At 69.9% G+C, this 20,810-nt stretch carries 24 protein-coding genes and 1 other RNA gene; 12 read left to right on the forward strand and 13 right to left on the reverse strand.

Translation table 11 applies throughout. The features are described from left to right. Positions 1-19: 19 nt before the first annotated feature. From J7E86_RS15690 to J7E86_RS31095, 4 genes are all read left to right on the forward strand, one after another. Positions 20-334, forward strand: a complete 315-nt coding sequence (locus J7E86_RS15690; protein WP_215082289.1) for a (2Fe-2S)-binding protein — start codon at positions 20-22, stop codon at positions 332-334. Then, positions 315-1,760 (forward strand): NAD(P)/FAD-dependent oxidoreductase, encoded by a 1,446-nt coding sequence (locus tag J7E86_RS15695; RefSeq protein ID WP_215082290.1) that lies wholly within the window; start codon positions 315-317, stop codon positions 1,758-1,760. Before J7E86_RS15690 ends, J7E86_RS15695 begins: the two co-directional genes overlap by 20 nt. Positions 1,761-1,786: 26 nt before the next feature. Next, complete coding sequence (locus J7E86_RS15700) at positions 1,787-2,695, forward strand: dihydrodipicolinate synthase family protein (protein WP_215082291.1); 909 nt, start codon at positions 1,787-1,789, stop codon at positions 2,693-2,695. A 73-nt stretch (positions 2,696-2,768) separates the two neighbouring features. Further along, a complete protein-coding gene (locus J7E86_RS31095; RefSeq protein WP_308312603.1) occupies positions 2,769-3,548 on the forward strand; it encodes a proline racemase family protein in 780 nt (259 codons plus the stop codon). On the opposite strand, the gene J7E86_RS31100 is transcribed toward J7E86_RS31095, so the two are convergent. From J7E86_RS31100 to yaaA, 3 genes are all read right to left on the reverse strand, one after another. Continuing rightward, positions 3,520-4,044 (reverse strand): hypothetical protein, encoded by a 525-nt coding sequence (locus tag J7E86_RS31100; RefSeq protein ID WP_251019192.1) that lies wholly within the window; start codon positions 4,042-4,044, stop codon positions 3,520-3,522. The two genes, J7E86_RS31095 and J7E86_RS31100, sit on opposite strands and share 29 nt — an antisense overlap. 234 nt (positions 4,045-4,278) lie before the next feature. Continuing rightward, the gene (eda, locus tag J7E86_RS15720) at positions 4,279-4,902 is read right to left on the reverse strand and encodes a bifunctional 4-hydroxy-2-oxoglutarate aldolase/2-dehydro-3-deoxy-phosphogluconate aldolase (protein WP_215082292.1); all 624 of its coding nucleotides are present in this window, start codon (positions 4,900-4,902) and stop codon (positions 4,279-4,281) included. A 68-nt stretch (positions 4,903-4,970) separates the two neighbouring features. Next, positions 4,971-5,768, reverse strand: a complete 798-nt coding sequence (yaaA, locus tag J7E86_RS15725; protein ID WP_215082293.1) for a peroxide stress protein YaaA — start codon at positions 5,766-5,768, stop codon at positions 4,971-4,973. 116 nt (positions 5,769-5,884) lie between these two features. Here yaaA and J7E86_RS15730 point away from each other — a divergent pair, with 116 nt between their 5' ends. Continuing rightward, positions 5,885-7,348, forward strand: a complete 1,464-nt coding sequence (locus J7E86_RS15730) for an RNB domain-containing ribonuclease (protein WP_215082294.1) — start codon at positions 5,885-5,887, stop codon at positions 7,346-7,348. Between the two features lie 118 nt (positions 7,349-7,466). Next, positions 7,467-7,868: RNase P RNA component class A (gene rnpB / locus J7E86_RS15735), an RNA gene on the forward strand. Between the two features lie 158 nt (positions 7,869-8,026). On the opposite strand, the gene J7E86_RS31640 is transcribed toward rnpB, so the two are convergent. Continuing rightward, the gene (locus J7E86_RS31640; RefSeq protein WP_285439702.1) at positions 8,027-8,161 is read right to left on the reverse strand and encodes a hypothetical protein; all 135 of its coding nucleotides are present in this window, start codon (positions 8,159-8,161) and stop codon (positions 8,027-8,029) included. A 1,206-nt stretch (positions 8,162-9,367) separates the two neighbouring features. On the opposite strand from J7E86_RS31640, the gene J7E86_RS15740 reads away from it, so the two are divergent. Then, on the forward strand, positions 9,368-10,099 hold the full coding sequence (locus J7E86_RS15740) for a hypothetical protein (protein ID WP_215082295.1): 732 nt from the start codon (positions 9,368-9,370) through the stop codon (positions 10,097-10,099). 536 nt (positions 10,100-10,635) lie between these two features. Continuing rightward, complete coding sequence (locus J7E86_RS15745) at positions 10,636-10,821, forward strand: hypothetical protein (RefSeq protein WP_215082296.1); 186 nt, start codon at positions 10,636-10,638, stop codon at positions 10,819-10,821. 592 nt (positions 10,822-11,413) lie between these two features. On the opposite strand, the gene J7E86_RS15750 is transcribed toward J7E86_RS15745, so the two are convergent. The 3 genes from J7E86_RS15750 to J7E86_RS15760 are packed head-to-tail and all read right to left on the reverse strand — an operon-like array spanning position 11,414 to position 12,293. Continuing rightward, positions 11,414-11,716: a hypothetical protein gene (locus tag J7E86_RS15750; RefSeq protein WP_308312604.1), complete on the reverse strand. Its 303-nt coding sequence runs from the start codon at positions 11,714-11,716 to the stop codon at positions 11,414-11,416. After that, positions 11,713-12,018 carry a DUF6247 family protein gene (locus tag J7E86_RS15755; RefSeq protein WP_215082329.1) on the reverse strand — a complete coding sequence of 102 codons (306 nt, stop codon included), beginning with the start codon at positions 12,016-12,018 and terminating at the stop codon, positions 11,713-11,715. The genes J7E86_RS15750 and J7E86_RS15755 overlap by 4 nt, the downstream gene beginning before the upstream one ends. A 41-nt stretch (positions 12,019-12,059) precedes the next feature. Further along, positions 12,060-12,293, reverse strand: a complete 234-nt coding sequence (locus J7E86_RS15760) for a hypothetical protein (RefSeq protein ID WP_215082297.1) — start codon at positions 12,291-12,293, stop codon at positions 12,060-12,062. A 1,047-nt stretch (positions 12,294-13,340) separates the two neighbouring features. Between J7E86_RS15760 and J7E86_RS15765 the strand changes: the two genes are divergently transcribed. Beyond that, positions 13,341-14,222 (forward strand): IS5 family transposase, encoded by an 882-nt coding sequence (locus J7E86_RS15765; protein WP_215082298.1) that lies wholly within the window; start codon positions 13,341-13,343, stop codon positions 14,220-14,222. A gap of 41 nt (positions 14,223-14,263) precedes the next feature. On the opposite strand, the gene J7E86_RS15770 is transcribed toward J7E86_RS15765, so the two are convergent. Further along, on the reverse strand, positions 14,264-14,464 hold the full coding sequence (locus J7E86_RS15770; protein ID WP_215082299.1) for a hypothetical protein: 201 nt from the start codon (positions 14,462-14,464) through the stop codon (positions 14,264-14,266). 986 nt (positions 14,465-15,450) lie between these two features. After that, entirely contained in the window at positions 15,451-15,843 is a 393-nt protein-coding gene (locus tag J7E86_RS15775) for a MerR family transcriptional regulator (protein WP_215082300.1), read from the reverse strand. A gap of 66 nt (positions 15,844-15,909) precedes the next feature. Here J7E86_RS15775 and J7E86_RS15780 point away from each other — a divergent pair, with 66 nt between their 5' ends. After that, the gene (locus J7E86_RS15780) at positions 15,910-17,070 is read left to right on the forward strand and encodes an alkene reductase (RefSeq protein WP_215082301.1); all 1,161 of its coding nucleotides are present in this window, start codon (positions 15,910-15,912) and stop codon (positions 17,068-17,070) included. Positions 17,071-17,088: 18 nt separating this feature from the next. Here J7E86_RS15780 and J7E86_RS15785 read toward each other — a convergent pair whose 3' ends face one another. From J7E86_RS15785 to J7E86_RS15800, 4 genes are all read right to left on the reverse strand, one after another. Then, positions 17,089-17,355, reverse strand: a complete 267-nt coding sequence (locus tag J7E86_RS15785) for a hypothetical protein (RefSeq protein ID WP_215082302.1) — start codon at positions 17,353-17,355, stop codon at positions 17,089-17,091. A 255-nt stretch (positions 17,356-17,610) separates the two neighbouring features. Further along, the gene (locus J7E86_RS15790; RefSeq protein WP_215082303.1) at positions 17,611-17,844 is read right to left on the reverse strand and encodes a hypothetical protein; all 234 of its coding nucleotides are present in this window, start codon (positions 17,842-17,844) and stop codon (positions 17,611-17,613) included. Further along, positions 17,834-18,220, reverse strand: a complete 387-nt coding sequence (locus tag J7E86_RS15795; RefSeq protein WP_215082304.1) for a hypothetical protein — start codon at positions 18,218-18,220, stop codon at positions 17,834-17,836. The genes J7E86_RS15790 and J7E86_RS15795 overlap by 11 nt, the downstream gene beginning before the upstream one ends. A 252-nt stretch (positions 18,221-18,472) precedes the next feature. Then, positions 18,473-18,724: a hypothetical protein gene (locus J7E86_RS15800; protein ID WP_215082305.1), complete on the reverse strand. Its 252-nt coding sequence runs from the start codon at positions 18,722-18,724 to the stop codon at positions 18,473-18,475. A gap of 34 nt (positions 18,725-18,758) precedes the next feature. Between J7E86_RS15800 and J7E86_RS15805 the strand changes: the two genes are divergently transcribed. Both J7E86_RS15805 and J7E86_RS15810 read left to right on the forward strand, forming a co-directional pair. Further along, complete coding sequence (locus J7E86_RS15805) at positions 18,759-18,986, forward strand: hypothetical protein (protein WP_215082306.1); 228 nt, start codon at positions 18,759-18,761, stop codon at positions 18,984-18,986. A gap of 277 nt (positions 18,987-19,263) precedes the next feature. Next, on the forward strand, positions 19,264-20,745 hold the full coding sequence (locus tag J7E86_RS15810) for an alkaline phosphatase (RefSeq protein ID WP_215082307.1): 1,482 nt from the start codon (positions 19,264-19,266) through the stop codon (positions 20,743-20,745). Positions 20,746-20,810: the final 65 nt, after the last annotated feature.

The raw sequence follows: 20,810 nt of genomic DNA on the forward strand, positions 1-20,810 counted from the left end.
CCCGGAAGGAGGCCCCGCCATGGCCCGTACGCCCGCCGACCTCGTGCGAGCGGCGCCCGGCCCGCCGTTCGAGATCACCCTCGACGGACGTACCGTCCCCGCCCTGCCCGGGCAGACCATCGCCGCCGCCCTGTGGGCGGCGGGCATCCTCGCCTGGCGCACCACCCGCCACGGCGGCCGCCCGCGCGGTGCCTTCTGCGGCATCGGACAGTGCTACGACTGCCTCGCCACCGTCAACGGCGAGCCCAACCGCAGAGCCTGCCTGGTCCCCGCCCGGCCCGGAGACGCGGTCACCACCCAGGAAGGACACGGCCATGCCGGGCTCGGCGTCTGAACCGTACGACCTCGCCGTGATCGGCGCGGGCCCCGCCGGCCTCGCCGGCGCCGTCACCGCCTCCGCGCTCGGCCTGTCGGTCGCGCTCCTCGACGCCTCGCCCCGGGTCGGCGGCCAGTTCTTCCGGCATCCCGCACCACCCCTGCGGGCCGGCCGCCCCCAGGCCCTGCACCACGGCTGGCCCGCCTTCACCCGGCTCCGCGCCCGCCTGGAGGCGAGCGGCACCGTCCACCTCGCCGGACACCACGTCTGGAGCGTGGCCCGGGAGCACGCCGAGGACTGGACGGTCCACGCCCTCACCGGCGACGACGGGGACGGCGCACACCCGGTACGGGTGCGGGCCCGCGCGGTCCTGCTCGCGACGGGCTCCTACGAACGGCAACTCCCCTTCCCCGGCTGGACCCTGCCCGGAGTCGTGGGAGCCGGGGGCGCCCAGGCGATGCTCAAGTCCGGTCTCGTGCTGCCCGGCAGCCGGATCGTCGTCGCCGGCAGCGGTCCCCTGCTCCTCGCCGTCGCCTCCTCGCTCGCCGCCGCGGGCGCCCGTGTCCCGGCGGTCGTCGAGGCGTCCGACTACCTCGGATACGCCCGCCACCCCCGCGCCCTGGCCGCCAACCCCCACAAGCTGATCGAAGCCGCCACCTACGGCACCGCGCCACTGCGCCACCGCGTACGGCTGCGCACCCGCAGCGCGGTCACCGAGGTCCACGGCACCGACCGGGTGGAGGCCGTCACGGTCTCCCGCCTCGACCGCCGGTGGCGCCCGGTGCCGGGGACGGGACGCCGCGTCGCCTGCGACGCGCTGGCCGTGGGACACGGACTGATCCCGCAGATCGAACTCGCCACCGGACTCGGCTGCGCCACCCGGGCCGCGCCCGACGGCACGTACGCCCTCGACCTGGACGACCTGCAGGAGACCTCGGTGCCGGGCCTGTGGGCCGCCGGCGAGACCGGCGGCATCGGGGGGTGGCAACTGGCCCGCGTCGAGGGCGAACTGGCGGGCATCGCCGTGACCACCCGGCTGCGCGGACTGCCCCCGCCCACCGGGCACGGCCGCGTCCCCGAGCTGCGCCGCCGCCGGGCCCGGATGCGCGCCTTCGCCGGCGTCATGGCCGCCGCGCACGCACCCGGCCCCGGCTGGACCGGCTGGCTCGACGACGACACCGACGTCTGCCGCTGCGAAGAGGTGACCGCCGGCCGTGTCCGGGAGGCGGTCACCGATCTCGGCGCCCGCGACGCGCGCACCGTCAAGCTCCTCACCCGCGCCGGCATGGGCTGGTGCCAGGGCCGGATGTGCGGGACCGCCGTGGCCTGCCTCGCGGCCGGCACCGGCGAGGGGCCCGTACCGCCGTCCCCCGAACGCCGGCCGCTGGCCGTACCCGTACCGCTCGGTGTGCTCGGCTCGGCCGGCACACCCGACTCCGCATGAACACGGACCGCAGAAGGGTTACCGACATGACCACCACCTCCTGGACCCCCGACCGCCCCTGGCGCGGCATCATGGTCGCCACCGCGCTCCCGCTGCGCCAGGACCTCTCCGTCGACCACGACGCCTACGCCGAGCACGTCCGCTATCTGATCGACCAGGGTTGCGACGGCGTCGTGCCCAACGGCTCCCTCGGTGAATACCAGACCCTCACCGACGAGGAACGCGCCCGCGTGGTGCGCACCGCCGTCGAGGCCGCGGGCGACGGTGCGCGCGTGATGCCCGGCGTCGCCGCCTACGGTGCCGACGAGGCACGGCGCTGGGCCGACCAGGCCGCCGCGGCGGGCTGCGGCTCGGTGCTGCTGCTGCCGCCGAACTCCTACCGCGCCGACGAGGACGCCGTGCGCGACCACTACGCGCGGGTCGCCGGGGCCGGGATACCGGTCGTGGCCTACAACAACCCCATCGACACCAAGGTCGACCTGACCCCCGCCCTCCTGGCCCGGCTGCACGGCGACGGCAGCATCGTGGCGGTCAAGGAGTTCAGCGGCGACGTCCGGCGCGCGTACGAGGTGGCCGAACTGGCCCCCGAGCTCGACCTGCTCGTCGGTGCGGACGATGTCCTGCTGGAGCTCGCGATCGCCGGCGCGGTCGGCTGGGTCGCCGGGTACCCGAATGCCTTCCCGGCCACCTGCGCGGAGCTCTACCGGGCCGCCGTCGCCAAGGACCTGGAGACCGCACTGCCGCTCTACAAGTCACTGCACCCGCTGCTGCGCTGGGACTCCAGGACCGAGTTCGTGCAGGCCATCAAGGTCTCCATGGACATCGTGGGCCGCCGTGGCGGCCCCACCCGGCCGCCGCGCCACCCGCTGGGCGCCGAGGCCGAGGCCGTGGTGCGCGCCGCCACGGAGAAGGCCGTCGCCGACGGCCACCACTGACCGGCCGGCCGCCTGACCATGGGCCCGCTCATCCGCCTGTCCGCCTGATCGCCCGATTCCCGAGAGGACGTCCGTGCGTACCCGTCATGTCTTCCATGCCGTCGACTCGCACACCGAGGGCATGCCCACCCGTGTCATCACCGGTGGCGTCGGGGTGATACCCGGCGCCACCATGGCCGAGCGCCGGCTCCACTTCATCGAGCACCTGGACCACCTCCGCACCCTCCTGATGTACGAACCGCGTGGTCACGCCTCCATGAGCGGCGCGATCCTCCAGCCGTCCACCCGCCCCGACGCCGACTACGGCGTCCTCTACATCGAGGTGTCGGGCCTGCTGCCGATGTGCGGGCACGGCACGATCGGGGTCGCCACCGTCCTGGTCGAGACCGGCATGGTGCCGGTCTCGGAACCCGTCACCACCGTGCGGCTGGACACCCCGGCCGGGCTGGTCGCGGTGGACGTCCGGGTCGAGGACGGCCTGCGCGAGGCCGACTTCGGCGCCTGGGAGGGCCTGACCTTCGCCGAGGTCAAGGAGCGCCACCCCGACGACCTCGACGCCTGGCTCGGCTCGTCCAAGGCCGCCCCGACCGGTGGCGGCGAGAGCTTCGCGGCCGTCGCCCGCCGGGTCGCGGTCACCCGCGACAAGCTCCTCGCCCGCTACGCGGGCAAGACGGTCCTGCTGGTCACGCACGTGACGCCGGTCAAGACGCTGGTCCGGCTCGCCCTCGGTGCCCCGCCGGAGTCGCTGTTCCGCATGGAGCTGTCCGCGGCCTCGCTCTCGGCCGTGGCCTACTACGCCGACGGCAACGCCTCGCTGCGCCTGCTCAACGACACCTCGCACCTGCGGGGCTAGCGCCCGGCGGGTCCGGTGCCGCCGGAGGGCCTCCGCCGTGTGCGGGGGCCCTCCGGCATCCCTCGGCGCGCAGCGCCATCGCGTCGTCCAGCGCCGCGACCGCCGCGAGGCGCTGCCGTTCGCGCTCCTCGATGACGTACGCGCTCTCGCCCGTCGCCGCGACCCGGGGGCACCGCGGGCACTCCCAGCGGTCCGGGGCGCCCATCGGCGGCGCGGTCATGGCGACTTCGCAGTGGGGGCACTTCACGATCACTCCTTCCACATGGCCGCAGGACGCGCAGACCCACACGGGACCCTCCGTGTCGTGCTGCCGCCACGCGGTTCTCAGGCACCGGGGGCAACCGGTCGTGACGATCCCGGCGCGGCTCATGACAGGCGGCTCCGGGGTGGTGTCCGCGTACTCGATGATCCGTGCCCTGATCCGGGCGTCCGTGGTGTTGGCCATCCGGAGCAGGTGTGCGACTCGCGAGCGTGCTTCGTCAACGAAATCGTTCATGGCGCAAAGCACGCTACGCCGAGTGGGTGCGGCCGCATATCGGAAGTCCGTACGGGTGCGCCCGGATGGGCGTGGCGCGAGGTCCGGGGGAGTAGCCGCCGCCGCTGGTCCTGGCGTTGCGGTGGCGTCCCCTGGCGCGGCCTGGCGCGTTTTGGGATTGACCCTTACGGATGACCTCGCGCGGAGTGCTCAGGCTGACTTCGGGGTGGCGGTCGCGGCTCCTCGCCCGCTCCGTCATGCGCGCAAATCGGCCGCCTCGCGGGCGAGTCGCGTCACGCGACCCCAGTCGCGGCCCTCGACCGCGTCCTCGGGCAGCATCCACGTACCGCCCACGCAGCCGACGTTCGGCAGCGCCAGGTACTCCCGCGCCGAGTCGGCGCCGATGCCGCCCGTGGGGCAGAAGCGCGCCGCCGGCAGGGGAGCGGCCAGGGACCGCACGTAGGCCGGTCCGCCCGCGGCCCCGGCCGGGAAGAACTTCATCTCCCGCACTCCGAGCTCCAGCAGCGCCATGACCTCCGACGCCGTGGAGACGCCCGGCAGGAACGGCACCCCCGACGCGCGCATCGCCGCCAGCAGCGGGTCCGTGCGGCCGGGGCTCACCAGGAACCGCGCCCCGGCCCCGACCGCCGCCCGCACCTGCCCGGGCGACAGGACGGTGCCCGCCCCGACGACCGCCTCCGGCACCTCCGCGGCGATGGCGCGGATCGCCTCCAGCGCGGCGCCGGTGCGCAGCGTCACCTCGATCGCCGGCAGGCCGCCCGCGACGAGCGCGCGGGCGAGGGGCACCGCGCGGGAGGCGTCGGCGAGCACGACGACGGGGAGGACGGGCGCGAGGTCGAGGACCGAGGCGGGGGTCACGACGCCATCCTCGCGGGCGGCGACGCCCACCGCAACGAACGTTGCACTCTGTGCAACGCTCCTGGATTCTAGAGCTCGGTCACCACGACATCGAGCGCCCACGGCTTGCCGCCCTTGGCGGGCGCCGTCGCCTCCACGGCGTACCCCAGCTCCCGCAGGGCCGCCACCAGCTCGGCCGGCCCGGCCGGCTCGACGCCCGCGCTCAGCAGGTCCCGTACGAGCCGGCCCTTCGTCGCCTTGTTGAAGTGGCTCACCACCGAACGCTTCTCCACACCGTTCACGGTCCGCGACTGCAGGACCCGCACGGTCGCGGTCCGCTCGGCGACCTCGCCCTTGGGCTTCCACGCCGACGCGTACGCCGCCGACCGCAGGTCGAGCACCAGCCGCCCGTCCGCCTCGCGCGGCAGCTCGGCCTCCGTCGCACCGCGCCAGTACGCGCCGAGCGCGCCCAGCCCCGGCAGCCTGACCCCCATCGAGCAGCGGTACGAGGGGATCGCGTCGCCGACCCGCACCGCGCCCCACAGCCCGGAGAAGACCAGCAGCGACCGCTCCGCGCGCCCCCGCGCCGCCGCGTCCAGGGAGGCCAGGCCCAGCGCGTCGTACAGCACACCGGTGTAGACCTCGCCGGCGGGCCGCGTGCCGGCCGTGCGCAGCCCCGCGTTCTTCGCGACCTCGCCGCGCAGGCCCGGCGACAGGCCCAGCACCTCCGCGGCCTTGTCCTCGTCGCCCGCGCACAGCTCCACCAGCTCCGTCAGCACCGCCTCGCGCGCCTCGGCCAGCCCCGGCAGCGACAGCCCGTCCACCCGCAGCGCGGGCCCGGTGCCACCTGTGGCCTTGCCCTCGGACGGCGGCAGCAGCACGAGCACGGTCGATCTCCTTCACGGTTCCACGGGCCCCCGGACGGTTGCGGGCCCCGCCGAGCCTAACTCGGCCCGCCGCTCTCGCCGTGCCCCGCGCCCGCACCGCAAATACGCTCGGTGGCATGCCCCGCCGTCAGATGCATGTAACAGACACGGAGGGCGCCCCGCTCCGGGCGGCACTGCGCGATCTCCGTGCGCGGTCGGGCGTACCCGCGAACTTCTCCCCCGCCGCGCTCGCGGAGGCCGAGCAGGCCGCCCGTCGGCCGCGGCTCACGGCGCGCGACGCCACCGACCTGCCGCTGTTCACCATCGACCCGCCCGACTCGATGGACCTCGACCAGGCCATGTACCTCGCCCGCCGCGCATCCGGCGGCTTCCGGGTCCACTACGCGATCGCCGACGTCGCCGCCTTCGTCCGCCCCGGCCACGACCTCGACGCCGAGGCGCACCGCCGGGTGATGACCCTCTACTACCCCGACCGGCGCCTGCCCCTCCACCCCGAGATCATCGGCGAGGGCGCCGCCAGCCTCCTGCCCGACCACACCAGGCCGGCCCTCCTCTGGCAGCTCGACCTCGACACCGACGGCCGGGTCGTACGGACGGACGTGCGCCGGGCCCTGGTCCGCAGCCGCGCCAAGCTCGACTACGCGAGCGTCCAGCGCGCCATCGACACCGGCGTCGCCGAGGAGCCGCTGTGCCTGCTGCGCGAGATAGGGCTGCGCCGCGAGGCGCTGGAGCGCACGCGCGGCGGCATCTCGCTCCACGTCCCCGAACAGGAGGTCGTCCGGCACGGCAACGGCTACTCCCTCGAATACCGGGCCTCCCTGCCCACCGACGGCTGGAACGCCCAGATATCCCTGATGACCGGCATCGCCGCCGCCGAACTGATGATCCAGGCCGGAACCGGCATCCTGCGCACCCTCAGCCGGGCCCCCGGGACCGCCGTCAGCCGCCTGCGCCGCGTCGCCCGAGCCCTCGGCGTCACCTGGCCCGACAGCATGCCGTACGCCGTCGTCGTCCGCGCCCTCGACCCGGCCGACCCCCAGCACGCCGCGTTCCTCCAGGAGTGCACCACCCTGCTGCGCGGCGCCGGCTACACCGCCTTCGACCGCGAACGCCCCACCGACCACCCCATGCCCACCGACCTCCGCCACGCGGCCCTCGCCGCCCCCTACGCCCACTGCACCGCGCCCCTGCGCCGCCTCGTCGACCGCTACACCGGCGAACTCTGCCTGGCCGCCGCCGCGGGCACCGATCCCCCCGAGTGGGTCCGCGTCGCCCTCGACACCCTCCCGACCGAGATGGGCATCGGCGCCCGGCGCGCGGCCCAGGTGGAACGCGACTGCGTGGACCTGGTCGAGGCCGCCGTCCTGCGCGACCGCATCGGGGACACCTTCGACGCCTACGTCATCGACATCCAGCAGCACCGCCCGACCGCGGGCACGGTCCACCTGTACGACCCCGCGGTGATCGGCCACGTGGAGGGCGACCTCGACGGCCCGCCCCTGCCCCTGGGCCAGCGCATGCGCGTCCGCGTCATCGAGGCGGACCCCGGCCGCGACAAGGTCTGGTTCGCGCCGGCGTGAGCGGGACCGGGCCGCTTCCCGATCCTCATGTGATCTCCATGAAGGCCGGTGGAAGCGTCGACGCGGCGGCAGGTCCAGGCCGCTCCGGCCCGACGGGTACCATGGTCGACACGGCGGACGAGCCGGCCGGGCGGCCGCGTGGGATCTTCGGATCCCCCGAGGAACGTCCGGGCTCCACACGGCAGGGTGGTGGGTAACGCCCACCCGGGGTGACCCGCGGGACAGTGCCACAGAAAACAGACCGCCGGATGCCGCGAGGCTTCCGGTAAGGGTGAAACGGTGGTGTAAGAGACCACCAGCATCCAGGGTGACCTGGACGGCTAGGTAAACCCCACCCGGAGCAAGGTCAAGAGGGGCCGTCGCGAGACGGCCCTGCGCGGACGATCGAGGGCTGCCCGCCCGAGTCCGCGGGTAGACCGCACGAACCTGTCGGCAACGGCAGGTCTAGATGGATGGCCGCCTCCCCAAGGGCCGCAAGGCCCTCGGGAGACAGAACCCGGCGTACAGGCCGACTCGTCCGCCCCTCACCCTGTCTGACCTGCGAAAACAGGCTCTGGCGGGGCTTCTTTTTGGGCCCTGGGGGTTTTCAGTCGGAGCGCTCGCCATTTCCCGCTGCGTATCCACGGCCACGCGGACGGCGAATGCGAGGAGTGAGCCGAGCGCGGCCATTCCCCGGGCTCAGGACTTCGGCATGAAGTGCACATAGGTCCGTAGCGTGAACGCCGGGTCGCTGTGTCCGAGCCAGGCCGCGAGCTGGATGATCGTCTCGCCCGCGTGCAGCACGATGGACGCGAAAGTATTGACGAAGGACATGAAAGCCGTCTTCCCGTGGCATCTTCCACTTCACCCACACCAGGGGGCGCCAGGCAGGTGTCCTGAGCTGGGGCGAGCGCCATTGCGCGGCGAACTCAGCTGGTTAAGCCGCCAGTCGTCAGCCGGTCCGGCACCATGGGGGCAGTTCAGCCTAGGCATGGGGGAAACGCGGCGTCGGGAGCAGTGCCGCCAGACGGAGAGCCGCCTGCACCAACCCCCGATCCTGCCCCGCCCAATGGCCGCCTAGGTGCAGCGCGTGGCTGGCAGACGTTGCTTGCTGGAGTGGTCACGGGTGTGGCGGCAGTCCTCGCCGCCCTGCTCACCACCATCGGTAAAAACACTCCCGGGGCTACTGATGGAGACCGAACGTCGATGCCGACGCTGGACACGCATAGACCGGTGGATATCAGTATTGACTCGTGGACGCAGTCGGCGGCGCCCCTCAGGCTCGACGTCCTCGACGTCATCACCTCCGCAACCGCCACCCTCGACAGCTGGCTCCGCGACTGGCACGAACAACTCTCGTGGGCCCCCCGACCTACCGCAGAGACCCGCTCGCCGAGGATGCCGCCGCACTCCGCACGAACGTCCCATGGGCGGTCGGGGAACACTCGGCGGTCAACGAGTTCGCGCCGAGATCAACGCCTTGCACCGCACAGCAACCGGCCTGCTGAACCCGGCCAAACGCGCCCGCCGCATCGGACAGTGCCCAACGCCCGTCGAGGAAGAGGGTCGACGCACCTGCGGCGCTGTCCTGCGCTACATACCCGGCGCAATCACCGTCACCTGCTCGTGGTGCCGGGCCATTTGGCGCGCCATAGACCTCGCTGCCCTGATCACGTTGCCTGAGCGGGAGGCTATCCAGGAGGTGGCTCTCCGGCCATTCCTAGACACAAGCGCCCGATCCGCGTCTATGTATGACATTGGATTCCAAGTCGGGGTTAGAACCCTTCGTTGAGATTGGCTGCCTTCCTTTCATGCAAATTCACCCCTTCGTGGGGTTTCATCGCCGACCGCCATCACTTCTCATACAAGCTGACACCCTGAAAGGGAGGAGTGAACGAGCGCATTCTCACATTGCTCCTCAATCTACCTTTTCGATTCACGGTTCACTCGGGGGTAGCGATGTCGGATGATACTCAAGATGGGGGCCAGTCAGGTGGGGGTGGAGGCCAGCCGGCTAGTGAAGTGCCTTTTTGGAAACGCATGCACAAGAAGGTGCTCGCCGGAATCGGTGCAGCCGTTCTTGCCATCATTGGCGTTCTCGTGACGAAAGGAACGGAAGAAGTCAAGGAGAAGCTCATTGGCGAGCCAACCGGCATTGAGGTCGACGTCGAGCAGGGGAGCGACTGTAATGCGGCCGGCTGGGTCTACCCGCGCAGCCCCGACAGCGAGCTGATGAACAGGCCCCCTGGGACCGGGAAGCGTATCGAGGGCAAGACCTGGGATCAAGATCCAGATGCTTTCGGTGCCGTTCCTGCCGGCCCGGTCAAGCTGCACATGGCAGTGACTACGAAGGCGGTGAGGTCGGCGATCATTTTGAAGAGTCTCACCTTTCATGTCGTGGAAAAGAAGAAAATGGTCGAGGGTACACATGTCGCCTTCGTGGGGGGGTGCGGCAATGGAGCTACGTACCACTATGGGGTCGTCAATTTTGATAACCCCCCGCCATACTGGGTCTCGCGACCAAAGCCGCCAAAGGAAGTGCGCTCGGACGAGCTCAAGTTCCCCTACAAGGTCACATCAGTAAATCCGTCCGTCCTGCTGGTCACGGTGATCCCTAGCGGGCACTGCAAATGGGACGCGAAACTTCAATGGACAGACGGCAAGAAAACAGGAACCACTGTGATCAACGATCACGGAAGTCCCTTTGAGACCGCTGAGATCGGTAAATTTCGGTCCTTCAAATGGGCCAACGGCAAGAGGATGGAACACTGAATCTTCGGCCGGGTCAGGGCGGCTGACAGCTGCACCCTCAAGTAACCCATGGCTGGCCCTTGTCCGGGTCGCCGCCGCCCGGTACATCAGCGTCACCCCGGGCGCCGTCCGCCAGTGGATCCGACGCGGCCACATTCAGCACCGCGGCTACGACCGTGCCGGCCGCGCCTTCGTGGAACTGCGCGAAGTCCGCGCCTACCCCGCAGGACGGGAGCGCTCGAGCGCATGACCCAGCGCGCCCAGACCGCCGCCCGTTCCGCGTCGGACGCGGTACACGGCATACGTCCCTTCTCCGTCCTGCGCACCGACCTCGGCCCCTGGCACACCTGTCGCCAGTCCTGGGAAGAACTCAGCCTGCACAGCAGACGCGGACGCGAGCACGTGAGCACCTACAGCACCGGCAACGACCCCGTCAGCAGCAAGCACGCCACGATCGGCGGTGGCCTGTCCACCTTCGATCCCGTCCTAGCCGAACTGTCCTACCGCTGGTACTGCCCCGACGGCGGCAGATCCTCGACCCGTTCGCTGGTGGCTCCGTGCGCGGCCTGGTCGCCGCCAACAACGGCCACCCGTACACCGGCATCGACCTGTCCCCATCGCAGATCGACGCCAACGAGGAGACGGCCACCGCATGGCGTGACCGTGATCTCCTGGCCGCCGAACCCGGTGGATCCTCGGCGACAGCACCGACGAGCTTCCCCGCCTCCCCGACGGCAGCTTAACGAGGACGGCCCGTTCGTCGTCCCGGAACGCTCGCTCGGCTGGCACGTCTCGGTGTGGGCAGCGGAGTCCTCCAACATCCCGACGGCCGGCCGTGGACCTGGACCCCCGGAGCAATTCCGCCTCGTCTTGTGGTTCTACGCATTGGACGGTGACGGCCGGTTCTTGTACCGGGACGTGGTTCTCCAGCGGCTCAAGGGCTGGGGGAAAGACCCGACCGCGCAGCTATCTCGGCGATCGAGTTCGTGGGCCCATGCGGGCCCAGTGGCCGGACGTTCACCACGGGGGGAGCTGGTCGGTCAGCCCATCGGGCAGCCGCACCCGGCCGCCTGGGTGCAGTGCGCTGCCGTCAGCTTCGATCAGAACCGCAACTTGATGACGCTCTTCCCCGCCCTCTCTACCAAGAGGGCGATCGAGGAATGCGACATCGAGTTGGGCAAGATGATCACCTATGCCCACAAGGGTGCGGCGTGGCTTCTTTTTGCGCTGGGGAGAATCTGGTCCTCCTGTGCGCGCACCAGGAAGAGAACAGGTGACCCGAGCTCGGCTGGCAAACGTCACGGGCCGGGCAGTTGGCGGAATCGGGTGTTGTGGTCACTGCCAGAAGAGTTCTTCGACCACGATTTGCGGGTCTGCGGTGCGACGGATGAAGACGAAGCGGGCCCATCCGCGACCGCTGTCGAAGGTGAGGATGTGGGGGCCTCGGAAGCGGGTGGACCTGGCGGGTTCGACTGGGACGTGTTCCCCGGGCCGATAGGGGTCCTTGGCGGTGAGGATGTCGATCAGGGCATCCCGGAGGATGTTCCTCACCTCTTCGGGCAGTGAGTCGCGGTAGGTGCGGGCGCCTTCGATGTAGTCGATCTGCCACGGCGGGCCCATGAACCCGTCATCGGTCACTGGCCGGGCTCCGCGTGCCCGGCCTCCCGCCGCAGGTGCGCGGCCTGTTCGAGGAGGGCGCGGGCCTCTGCGGTGTCGTCGGCCTCGGCGGCGCGGTCCTCGAGGTCGGACACCCGGGTGTCCAGCCGGGGGTCGCGGGCGAGGGCGTACTCGGTCCACCAGCGGGCCATGAACGCCGGGACCGGTGTGAGGTCGTAGGTGTCGGCGATGTCCCGCTTCCAGTGCCGGTCGAAATCGGCGAGGAGTTGTGGGGCGTGGGCGGCGATCGCTTCCCGGAGAGCCTTCGGGTTCCGCTCGGGCATGGGGGGGACACCGGCGGGGCGCTGTGTGGCGGAGTGGGCGCTCACGCGGCCTGTCCCTTGTCCTGTTCGGCCTTGGCGGCTTCGTTGAGGATCTGGCGCACGCGGGAGTCGGAGAAGCCGGCGGCACCGGCGATCTCCGCCTTGCGGCCGTGGACAGGCTTGGTCTCGAACGCGCGGACGATGGCGGCGTGGAATTCGACCTCGGCCTCCTTCCACGCGAGGCGGGCCGAGGTCACGGCGTCGAGGGTGAGATCCTCACCCTTCTTTCTGATCATGGCCCTGAAGCGTATCAGAATCCGCATTCAACTACGCTTTGATCTTCGGAAATGGGCCGCTCGTAACACGTTGTGGCCGATCGTCGTGAGGAGAAGTGGGCAACCCCCACTCGGGCCTTGTGCTGTCGAGGTTGGTGGACGAGGGGTGGGGTGGCACGATCGCGGAGCGCGACACGCTGAGTGAGCTCGGCAGGCCCCGGCCGCCGCTCCCGCAGTGGCGGCCGGGGGCCGCTCCAACGTGGGGATTCTGTGGCGGTCGGGCTCTCCGGGCGAGACTGGTTGCTCGCTCTTCGTGTCTGTTGCGGCCTGTTTCTCGGTGCTGTGTGGCGGTGAGAGTGTGCCTGTGCGGCCGCCGGTCGTGGAACTCAGCGGCTTCTGGCGAGTCGGTGCGCTACCCGCACATCCCGGATGTGCTGACAATCTGGAAGTCGTCGCCACCCCCGGTGCCTCCGGGTCGTACCAGGTGAACTCAGCGGTCGTGGTGCACGTGTTGTTCGAAGCCAGGAGAACGACGTAGTTGCCGGGGTGGAGATCGTCCCCGCTACTGATGGAGCTGCTACCGCTTGGCGCGCAAATGACGCGAGTTGAACTGGTGACGCAGGCGCCTACCTGTGCACCCGTGGTGTTCTTCGCCAGGGCGAAGGACGACCCCACGCTGTTGAGGAACTCTCCGTCGTTGAGGGCCGCCATACTGAGTCGCCAACTACTGGAGTAGCTGCATGGGCCCGAGTTGCAGGTGACCCGAGGTGCCCAGCTGCTCTTACTGTCCGCCGCGACCGTCCGGTCGGCGCCCCGGGACCAGTCGCCGGCCGCGAACGCTGTTCCTTGAGAGAGAAACAACGCGGCTGCGCTGAAGGCTGCGACCACGACGGAGAATGATCGTCGTCAGGGATGGACGCGGGCATGCCCGCGACTCCTCGGCCTGACATCCAGAGGTCGTGCACCGCGTTAGAGTTCAGCCTCAGGAACGACGAATCTCCGATGCGGACCACTAGGGCGTGTTTGATGGGTTGGTGACCGCCCGGGTCATGGGTCGTTGTCAGCCGCGTGGGGCGGGGTGACTTGTGTGATGCGGAGTGGGTCCGGCTGGAACGGCACCTGCCAGGGAATACCGGGCGTGGCGGGCGGTGGAAGTGTCACCGCAAGGTGATCAACGGGATTCTGTTCCGGTTGCGCACGGGGATTCCATGGCGGGATCTGCCGACCCGGTTCGGCAAGTGGCAGACAGCGTACGGACGTCATCGCCGGTGGTCTGCGGACGGTACCTGGGAGAGGGTCTTGCAGGGACTTCAGGCCGTTGCCGACGCGGAGGGGCGGATCGACTGGTCCATGGTTGGTGTCGACTCGACCGTCCTGCGTGCTCACCAGCACGCGGCCGGCGCCCGCAAGCGCGTCCCGAAGGTCCCGGGCAAGCGGAGTCGCCCTGCGTGGCACCGCCTGGACGAGGCCCTTGGGCGCTCCCGGGGCGGCCTGACGACGAAGCTCCACCTGGCCAGTGAGGGCGGGTGCCGCCCGCTTGCCCTGCTGCTCACTCCGGGGCAGTGGGGGGATGGGCCGCAGATGATCCCGGTTCTCGACCGTATCCGCGTTCCCCGTCCAGGCGGAGGACGCCCGCGTACCCGTCCCGGCTGCTTGAGCGCCGATAAAGCGTATTCGTCGCGCCGCAACCGCCGCTACCTGCGACGACGCCAGATCCGGCACGTCATTCCCGAGCGCCGCGACCAGCGGGCCCACCGCCGACGCCGAGGCAGCGCGGGAGGCAGGCCCACCGGCTTCAACCGAGACCAGTACGCACGCAGGAACGAAGTCGAACGCACCATGAACGCCCTCAAAGGGTTCCGGGCCGTAGCCACCCGGTTCGATAAGCGCGCCTACGTCTTCCAGGGCACGGTCACGCTCGCCGCGATCCGGCTCTGGCTACGCCCGTAACCTGCCTGACGCCCTGGCCGTTCAGGACACCACGGTCGGGATCAGTTGCCACCGCAGTTTAGGAGGCCGTTGAGAAGGCCGTTGCCATCGCCGCCGCCGAGGAGGCCGCCGAGGAGGCCGCCGCCACCGCCGCCGAGGAGGCCGCCATCGGAGGCCTGAGCGGGAGCGGCCAGCACGATGCTTGCCAGCGCGAGAAGGACAGTTGCCGCGATAGTGGCGACGATCCGGCGAATGGTGCTCATGATGCCTCCCAAAGGCGTGCGCCGTATCGGCACATGGGGTGGGCTGGCAGCATTCCCAACCCCGCAGCCCCTCGCACCCACACGCGAAGGCGCCCGGAAGCCCCCAGGGGCGTACCAGAACCCCCCGGGCGCCCGGTGCCTGACAGGCGAGTAACAGACCCATCAAACACGCCCTAGCCCAGGCGGCTCTGATCACTGGGATCGTCGAAGGAAGCCGCGCTGGAGGAGGATGCTTGTTGGTCAGCCTTTCGTTGCGCTGTTGAGTGGCTGCTCCTTTGATGCTGGCTTCGCCAGGCGGCCCTGGCCTTGTGCCAGGCAGTGAATAATTCAGGTAGTTGCCGCAGCAGCGAGACGGAGAGCATCACGCACAGGCCGGCGAAACCGAAAACCCCAAGAGCGAGCAGTGTGACTGAGTTCCAGTCCACGGGGACTGCCGTCCTTTCCGTGAGAGTGGTCGCAGTACCTGCTTCTTGACGAATCCGACCACGCCGTTGTGATCACTATGATGCGCGTGCTTTTCGATCGTGCCGGGCAGCCGGGTGAGCCGCCCAGGAACCGCCTTGCCCGTTCATGTTTACAAGTAGTGAACGGTAGACCCTCAGGGTAATTGTCTCGCGCTCGCCCCAGCAAGTAGCTGAGATGTAAAACTCGGATCCATCTGGCCTCGCCGGGCGCATTAAACCCTTCAATCCCAGGGGGATTGCCGATTGAGTTGCCCTCGTAAGGAGGTACGATTCCGCGATTGGATGCCTAGGCCAAGCTTATCTGCATTAGGGGTACTGGCGTGACGTGCGTTCTTTATGGTGCAGGTGAGGGGATTCCTTCAAAGTGTGAAGAAAAACCGAGAGGCTAGGCCCAGTTGCGTGCATAACTTAAAGTTTGGTGCCTGCGTGGCGGCACTGTGCGGCGAGAACCGGCCGCAGAGCCAAGCTCGTAGCCGTACCTGATGCCACCGGACGCCTCGCATGGCTCATCCGGCCAGGCCGTTATCCGTGGTCCGCCCCGACGATGCCCGCGCGAGAGACGGTGGAGGCCGTCGTGATGGCTTCGTCCAGGACGTCGCGGGAGCGGAGCAGATCGGTGATCATCCGGTCGATGCGGTCCCGCTCCTCGGTGAGTTCGGTGACCAGTTGCGGGGTGGCGATCTCGGACGGGCCGCCGTCCGTGTCCCGCATGCAGGGAAGCAGCTGCGCGATCTTCTTGCTGTTGAGGCCCGCGGCGTAGAGGGCCTGGATGCGGATGACCCGGTCGACCGCCCACTCGCCGTAGTGCCGTTGCCCACCCGGAGTGCGCTCGGACCTCAGCAGGCCCTGCGTCTCGTAATAGCGCAACGAACGTTCGCTCACCCCGCTGCGCCGGGACAGTTCACCGATCCGCACTCCGCACCCCCGTCTGCCGCTACCGGACTTGAACCTGACACCAGTGTCAACTCCTACCGTAACGGCATGACGAACGCATCAGAGATGTCCCGCCTCTTCGCCCCCACCCGCCTCGGCGCACTGCACCTGCCCAACCGCCTGGTGATGGCGCCGTTGACCCGCAACCGCGCCGGCGCGGACGGTGTCCCGCAGCCGATCATGGCCACGTACTACGCGCAGCGTGCCTCCGCGGGGCTGATCATCGCCGAGGCCGCCACGCCGAACGCCGTGGGGCAGACCTATCCCAACATTCCCGGCATCCACAACGAGCAGCACGTGGCCGGCTGGCGGCAGGTCACCGATGCGGTGCGGGCCGCGGGTGGCCGGATGTTCCTGCAGCTCCAGCACGGCGGCCGGGTCGGTCATCCCGACAACAGTGGGCTGACGCCGGTCGCGCCGTCGCCGGTCCCGCTTTCGGAGACGATCCACACCCCCGGCGGGCGCAAGGACGCCGTCGTGCCGCGGGAGATGACGCTCGCCGATATACGCTCCACCGCGGCCGACTTCGCCTCCGCCGCCCGTAACGCCATCGACGCGGGCTTCTCCGGAGTGGAGGTGCACGCCGCCAATGGTCACCTCCTGCACCAGTTCATGGCGCGCAACACCAACCACCGCACCGACGCCTACGGCGGCTCGGTCGCCGGCCGTATCCGGTTCGTCGTCGAGGTGGTGCGAGAGGTCGCCGAAGCGATCGGCCCGGAGCGGGTGGGTCTGCGCATCTCCCCCGGGGGCACGGTCAACGGCATCGACGAGGGAGACACCGAGAGCATCTACCCGGCGCTCATCGAAGCACTGGCGGACACCGGCCTGGCCTACCTGCACTACGTGTTCGCCGACCCGGACCAACACCTCTTCCAGCAGATCCGGAAGGGCTGGCCGGGCACGCTGATCGCCAACCCGGCGCTGGGCTGGGGAGGCCCCCTGCCCGCCGACGGCGGGAAGCACGCGGGGGAGCGGCTGCTGGACGCGGGCGCCGACCTGATCTCCTTGGGTCGCGCCTTCCTCGCCAACCCCGACCTGGTCGAACGGCTGAGCGTTGGAGCACCGCTCAACCAGGTGCGCGACCAGCACATGATGTACGTGGGTGGGGAGGCCGGGTACACCGACTACCCCACGATGGCTGCCGGGCATCGGGCCGAGGAGCTCGAGCACCGTGACGGCGAGCTTGCCGGGTTCACTACGCGGTGACGCTTGCCCACCCGTCGCTCACTGGTCGACCGCCCGCCGCGCGGCCGCCTTGATGTCGGCCGCTTCGCGCGCTGCGGTGCGCATCGTCTCCTCGTCCGAGGCCACCCGGACCCGTTCCTCTGCCTCGCGGAGTCTGCGGGCCGTCAAGGGGTGGCGTTCGATCTCCACCAGCGCCGCCCAGCGCAGCAGAAACCCATTGACCGGACCCACGGACTGCATCTCGGCGGCCAGGGTGAGCACCTCGTCGCGCTCGGACTCCATCAGGGGCAGCTTCGACGGTGCCACGCGCCCAAGAGCCTCTCTGAGCGCGGCCACGTTTCTCTCGGGACGTTCGATGACCCGCTCGTCACCGTGTTCCACCGGGTGCGCACTCATGGTGGGCTCCCAACGTGAGCTGTGCCGCGGACGGCGCCAACTGAGGGAGTTCACACTAGCCACGTGCGGCACGAGCAGGTGTGCGCTTCCGGGCCGGCGCCGCCACCCGAGCCACGGCCCCGGTCGTCTACGGCCGTCCCCGCGCACCACCCCGCCGAACGCCCGCTAACGCCCCCGGTGCCGCCACTTGGCGACGGCGGTGACGGCCGCCGAGAGGCCCATTCCGACGGCGAGTGCGATCCCACCCGACGCCAGCCCGAGCGAGCTCACCACGGATATGCCGCACGCGACGCCGGTGGCCCCCGCGCCGGCTATCGCGCCGATCTCCTTCGTGCGCTCACGCGCGGTCGGCGGAGTGAGTGGCGGGCCCGCTTCTTCCTGCCGGTCGTCATACCCCATTGACGTTCGCCCCCACAGCCGCAGAAGAAAGCAGGATGGCCATGCCCGCGAAGTTCAGCACCGCGATATGCTTCCAGCTTTTGATTTTTCCCCTCCCGTCGTAACAGACTTGCCTGACGAAGAACGGGATCACGCTGTAACCGAGGAAGAGCACCCCGAATCCCAGTCCCACCTGCAGGGTTGCCGTGGGCTTTCCGTCGTAGCTGGCCGCGGTCACCAGCACCACCAGAGCGATGGACGCGGTCACGATCCAGTCGATCCACCAGATCGAATCCTCCATCTTGAGCCCGTGTTTCTTTCCGTTCGGCGGTTCTCGCGATACGAACTTGAGCCAGCCCTGCAGAAACACCACGGCAAGAGCCAGGCCCGGTGCCACGAGTAGGACATGCAAGGGATCCACCCCCGATGATTGATTTACGCCCGTCTATTGAGGCGCTTTCAGCGTAGCGAAGCCGCACACGGTCGGTAAGGCTTTCCGGGAACCTCAAATCAACCTCAGTGACATCTGGGGGATCTTCTCCGGATGTTCAGGGTTTTTCGAGGCTGCGTCGCCGCGGCCGCTCGAATTCGTCTGCGGGTTCGATGAATCGAGGGAATTCGAGTCCGCTTTCGAGGCTCGGGGAATTCCTCAGGGCGTGGCGAAGGTGAAGTTCGAGTGGTTCGTATCGAGCCGGGCGCCGTCGGGGCCGTAGGCCGTCACCTGGACCTGCCAGGGAACCGAGGGGTTGGCGACGTTGAAGACGGGATGCCAGGCCGTGGAGTCCCACGCCAGCGCCGGCGAGCGGATCTCGGTCTCGGTGCCCAGCCACGTCTTGGCGGCGGAGGCGTAGACGCGCCAACGGATCGACGTGATCCGGCCCTTGAGCCCCTTGAACGTCACGTGCGCCTGTACCGCCGTGATACCCCGGACCGCGGTGCTCCCGGAAACCACCCCGGTGATCCGCGCCGAGACCAGCACCTTCGGGGACGGGGAGGAGACGAGCGGCGACGAGCTCGAACGCGACGGCCCGGGAGCAACCGAACCACCGCCGGAGGAGGTCGGGGACGGGGGCGAAGACGTGGACGTGGATGGGGACGTCGACGGTGGCGCGGGCGGCGGATCGCCGCCGCCCGTCCCCGCCGGCGCGAACGGCCCCGCCTGAACCAGGACCGGGACCAGCGCCGCCAGGACCACCGCCAGACCGGCCGTCACCCAGTACTTCCCCACATGCGGCCAAAATCCCCTGCCCCCGGGCGGAGTTGGCGGAGGATCGCCATCCTGACTCATGCCGGCCACCCCCGTGGCATCGTTCCTGGCCTGAACTCGACCGTACTCCCGGAAGGCCGCATTCGGACGGTGGCGTCGCGGGCCCGCCCGCCACCTCGACAACGCGCCGCAAGCCCCTTCACAGCAGCCACTCCCGCGCGCACATTGAAGGAATGACGCCCCCGACCACCGAGAACCCCTTCACGCTCGGCGTGGCCTCCGGCGACCCCTTGCCGGACTCGGTCGTGCTGTGGACCCGACTCGCGCCCCGCCCACACGACGTGGGCAACGGGCTGCCCGCGCAGGGCTCCGTCCCCGTCGAGTGGGAGCTCGCCGCCGACGAAACGTTTCGCCGCGTCGAGCGGAGCGGCACCGTCGCCGCCCCCGCGCAGGACAACCACACCGTGCACCTGGACGTACGCGGCCTCCGGCCCGGCCGCGTCTACTGGTACCGCTTCCGCGCCGGTCAGTGGATCAGCCCCGTGGGCCGCACCCGGACCGCCCCCGCGGGCGACGCGGCCCCCGAAGAGGCGCGGTTCGGCCTGATCTCCTGTCAGCAGTACGACGAGGGCTACTACACCGCCCTGCGCCACCTCGCCGACGAGGAGCTCGACGCCGTCTTCTTCGTCGGCGACTACATGTACGAGAACGCCATCAACGCGCAGGCAGGAGCCCGGAAGTACACCACCCCGATCCCCGACTTCTACAACCACTGGACCGTCGACCTCGACGACTTCCGCCAGCGCTACGCCCTCTACAAGACCGACCCCGACCTCCAGGCCGCGCACGCCGCCCACCCCTGGTACGTCACCTGGGACGACCACGAGGTCGAGAACAACTACGCCGGCGACATCTCCCAGGACAACCTCCCCGTCGACGTCTTCCGGGCCCGCCGCGCCGCCGCCTACCGCGCCTACTGGGAGAACATGCCCCTGCGGTCCGCACAGCGGCCGAACGGACCCGACATGAGGCTCCACCGCCGTTTCCAGTACGGGCGGCTCGCGCAGTTCGACATCCTCGACACCCGGCAGTACCGCTCCGACCAGGCGTACGGCGACGGCTGGCGCTACCCGGGCCCCGAGTCCGAGGACCCCGCCCGCACGCTCACCGGCGACGAGCAGGAGCGCTGGCTCCTCGACGGCTTCCACGCGTCCACCGCCCTGTGGAACGTCGTCCCCCAACAGGTCTGCTTCTCCCAGCGCAAGGAGACGACGGCCGCCCGCTCCAAGCTCTCCATGGACGCCTGGGACGGCTACCCCGCCTCCCGCCGCCGCGTCCTGGACGGCGTCCAGCGCGCCGGCATAGCCAACCTCGTCGTCCTCAGCGGCGACGACCACGTCCACTACGCCTTCGACATCAAGGACGACTTCGACGACCCGGACTCCCGCACCCTCGGCGTCGAACTCCTCGGTACCTCCGTCTCCAGCGGCTTCGACGGCGACGAGAAGCCCGACGACTGGGAGGCCATGACGGCCGCCAACCCCCACATGAAGTACTACGACGGCCGCCGCGGCTACGTGGTCTTCTCCCTCGGCCCCGACCGCCTCCGCGCCGACTTCCGCACGCTCCCGAAGGTCACCACGCCCGGCGCGCCCGTCTCCACCGCCGCCACCTTCGTCTCCGAGGCGGGTGATCCGGGCCTCGTACCGGACTGATCACGTAAGGGCCGGGGACCGTTGACGGTCATGACACCATGGTCGAACCGCCGACAACCATGGAG

The organism is Streptomyces sp. ISL-11 (assembly GCF_018614525.1).
In the GTDB taxonomy this organism is placed as follows: Bacteria; Actinomycetota; Actinomycetes; order Streptomycetales; family Streptomycetaceae; genus Streptomyces.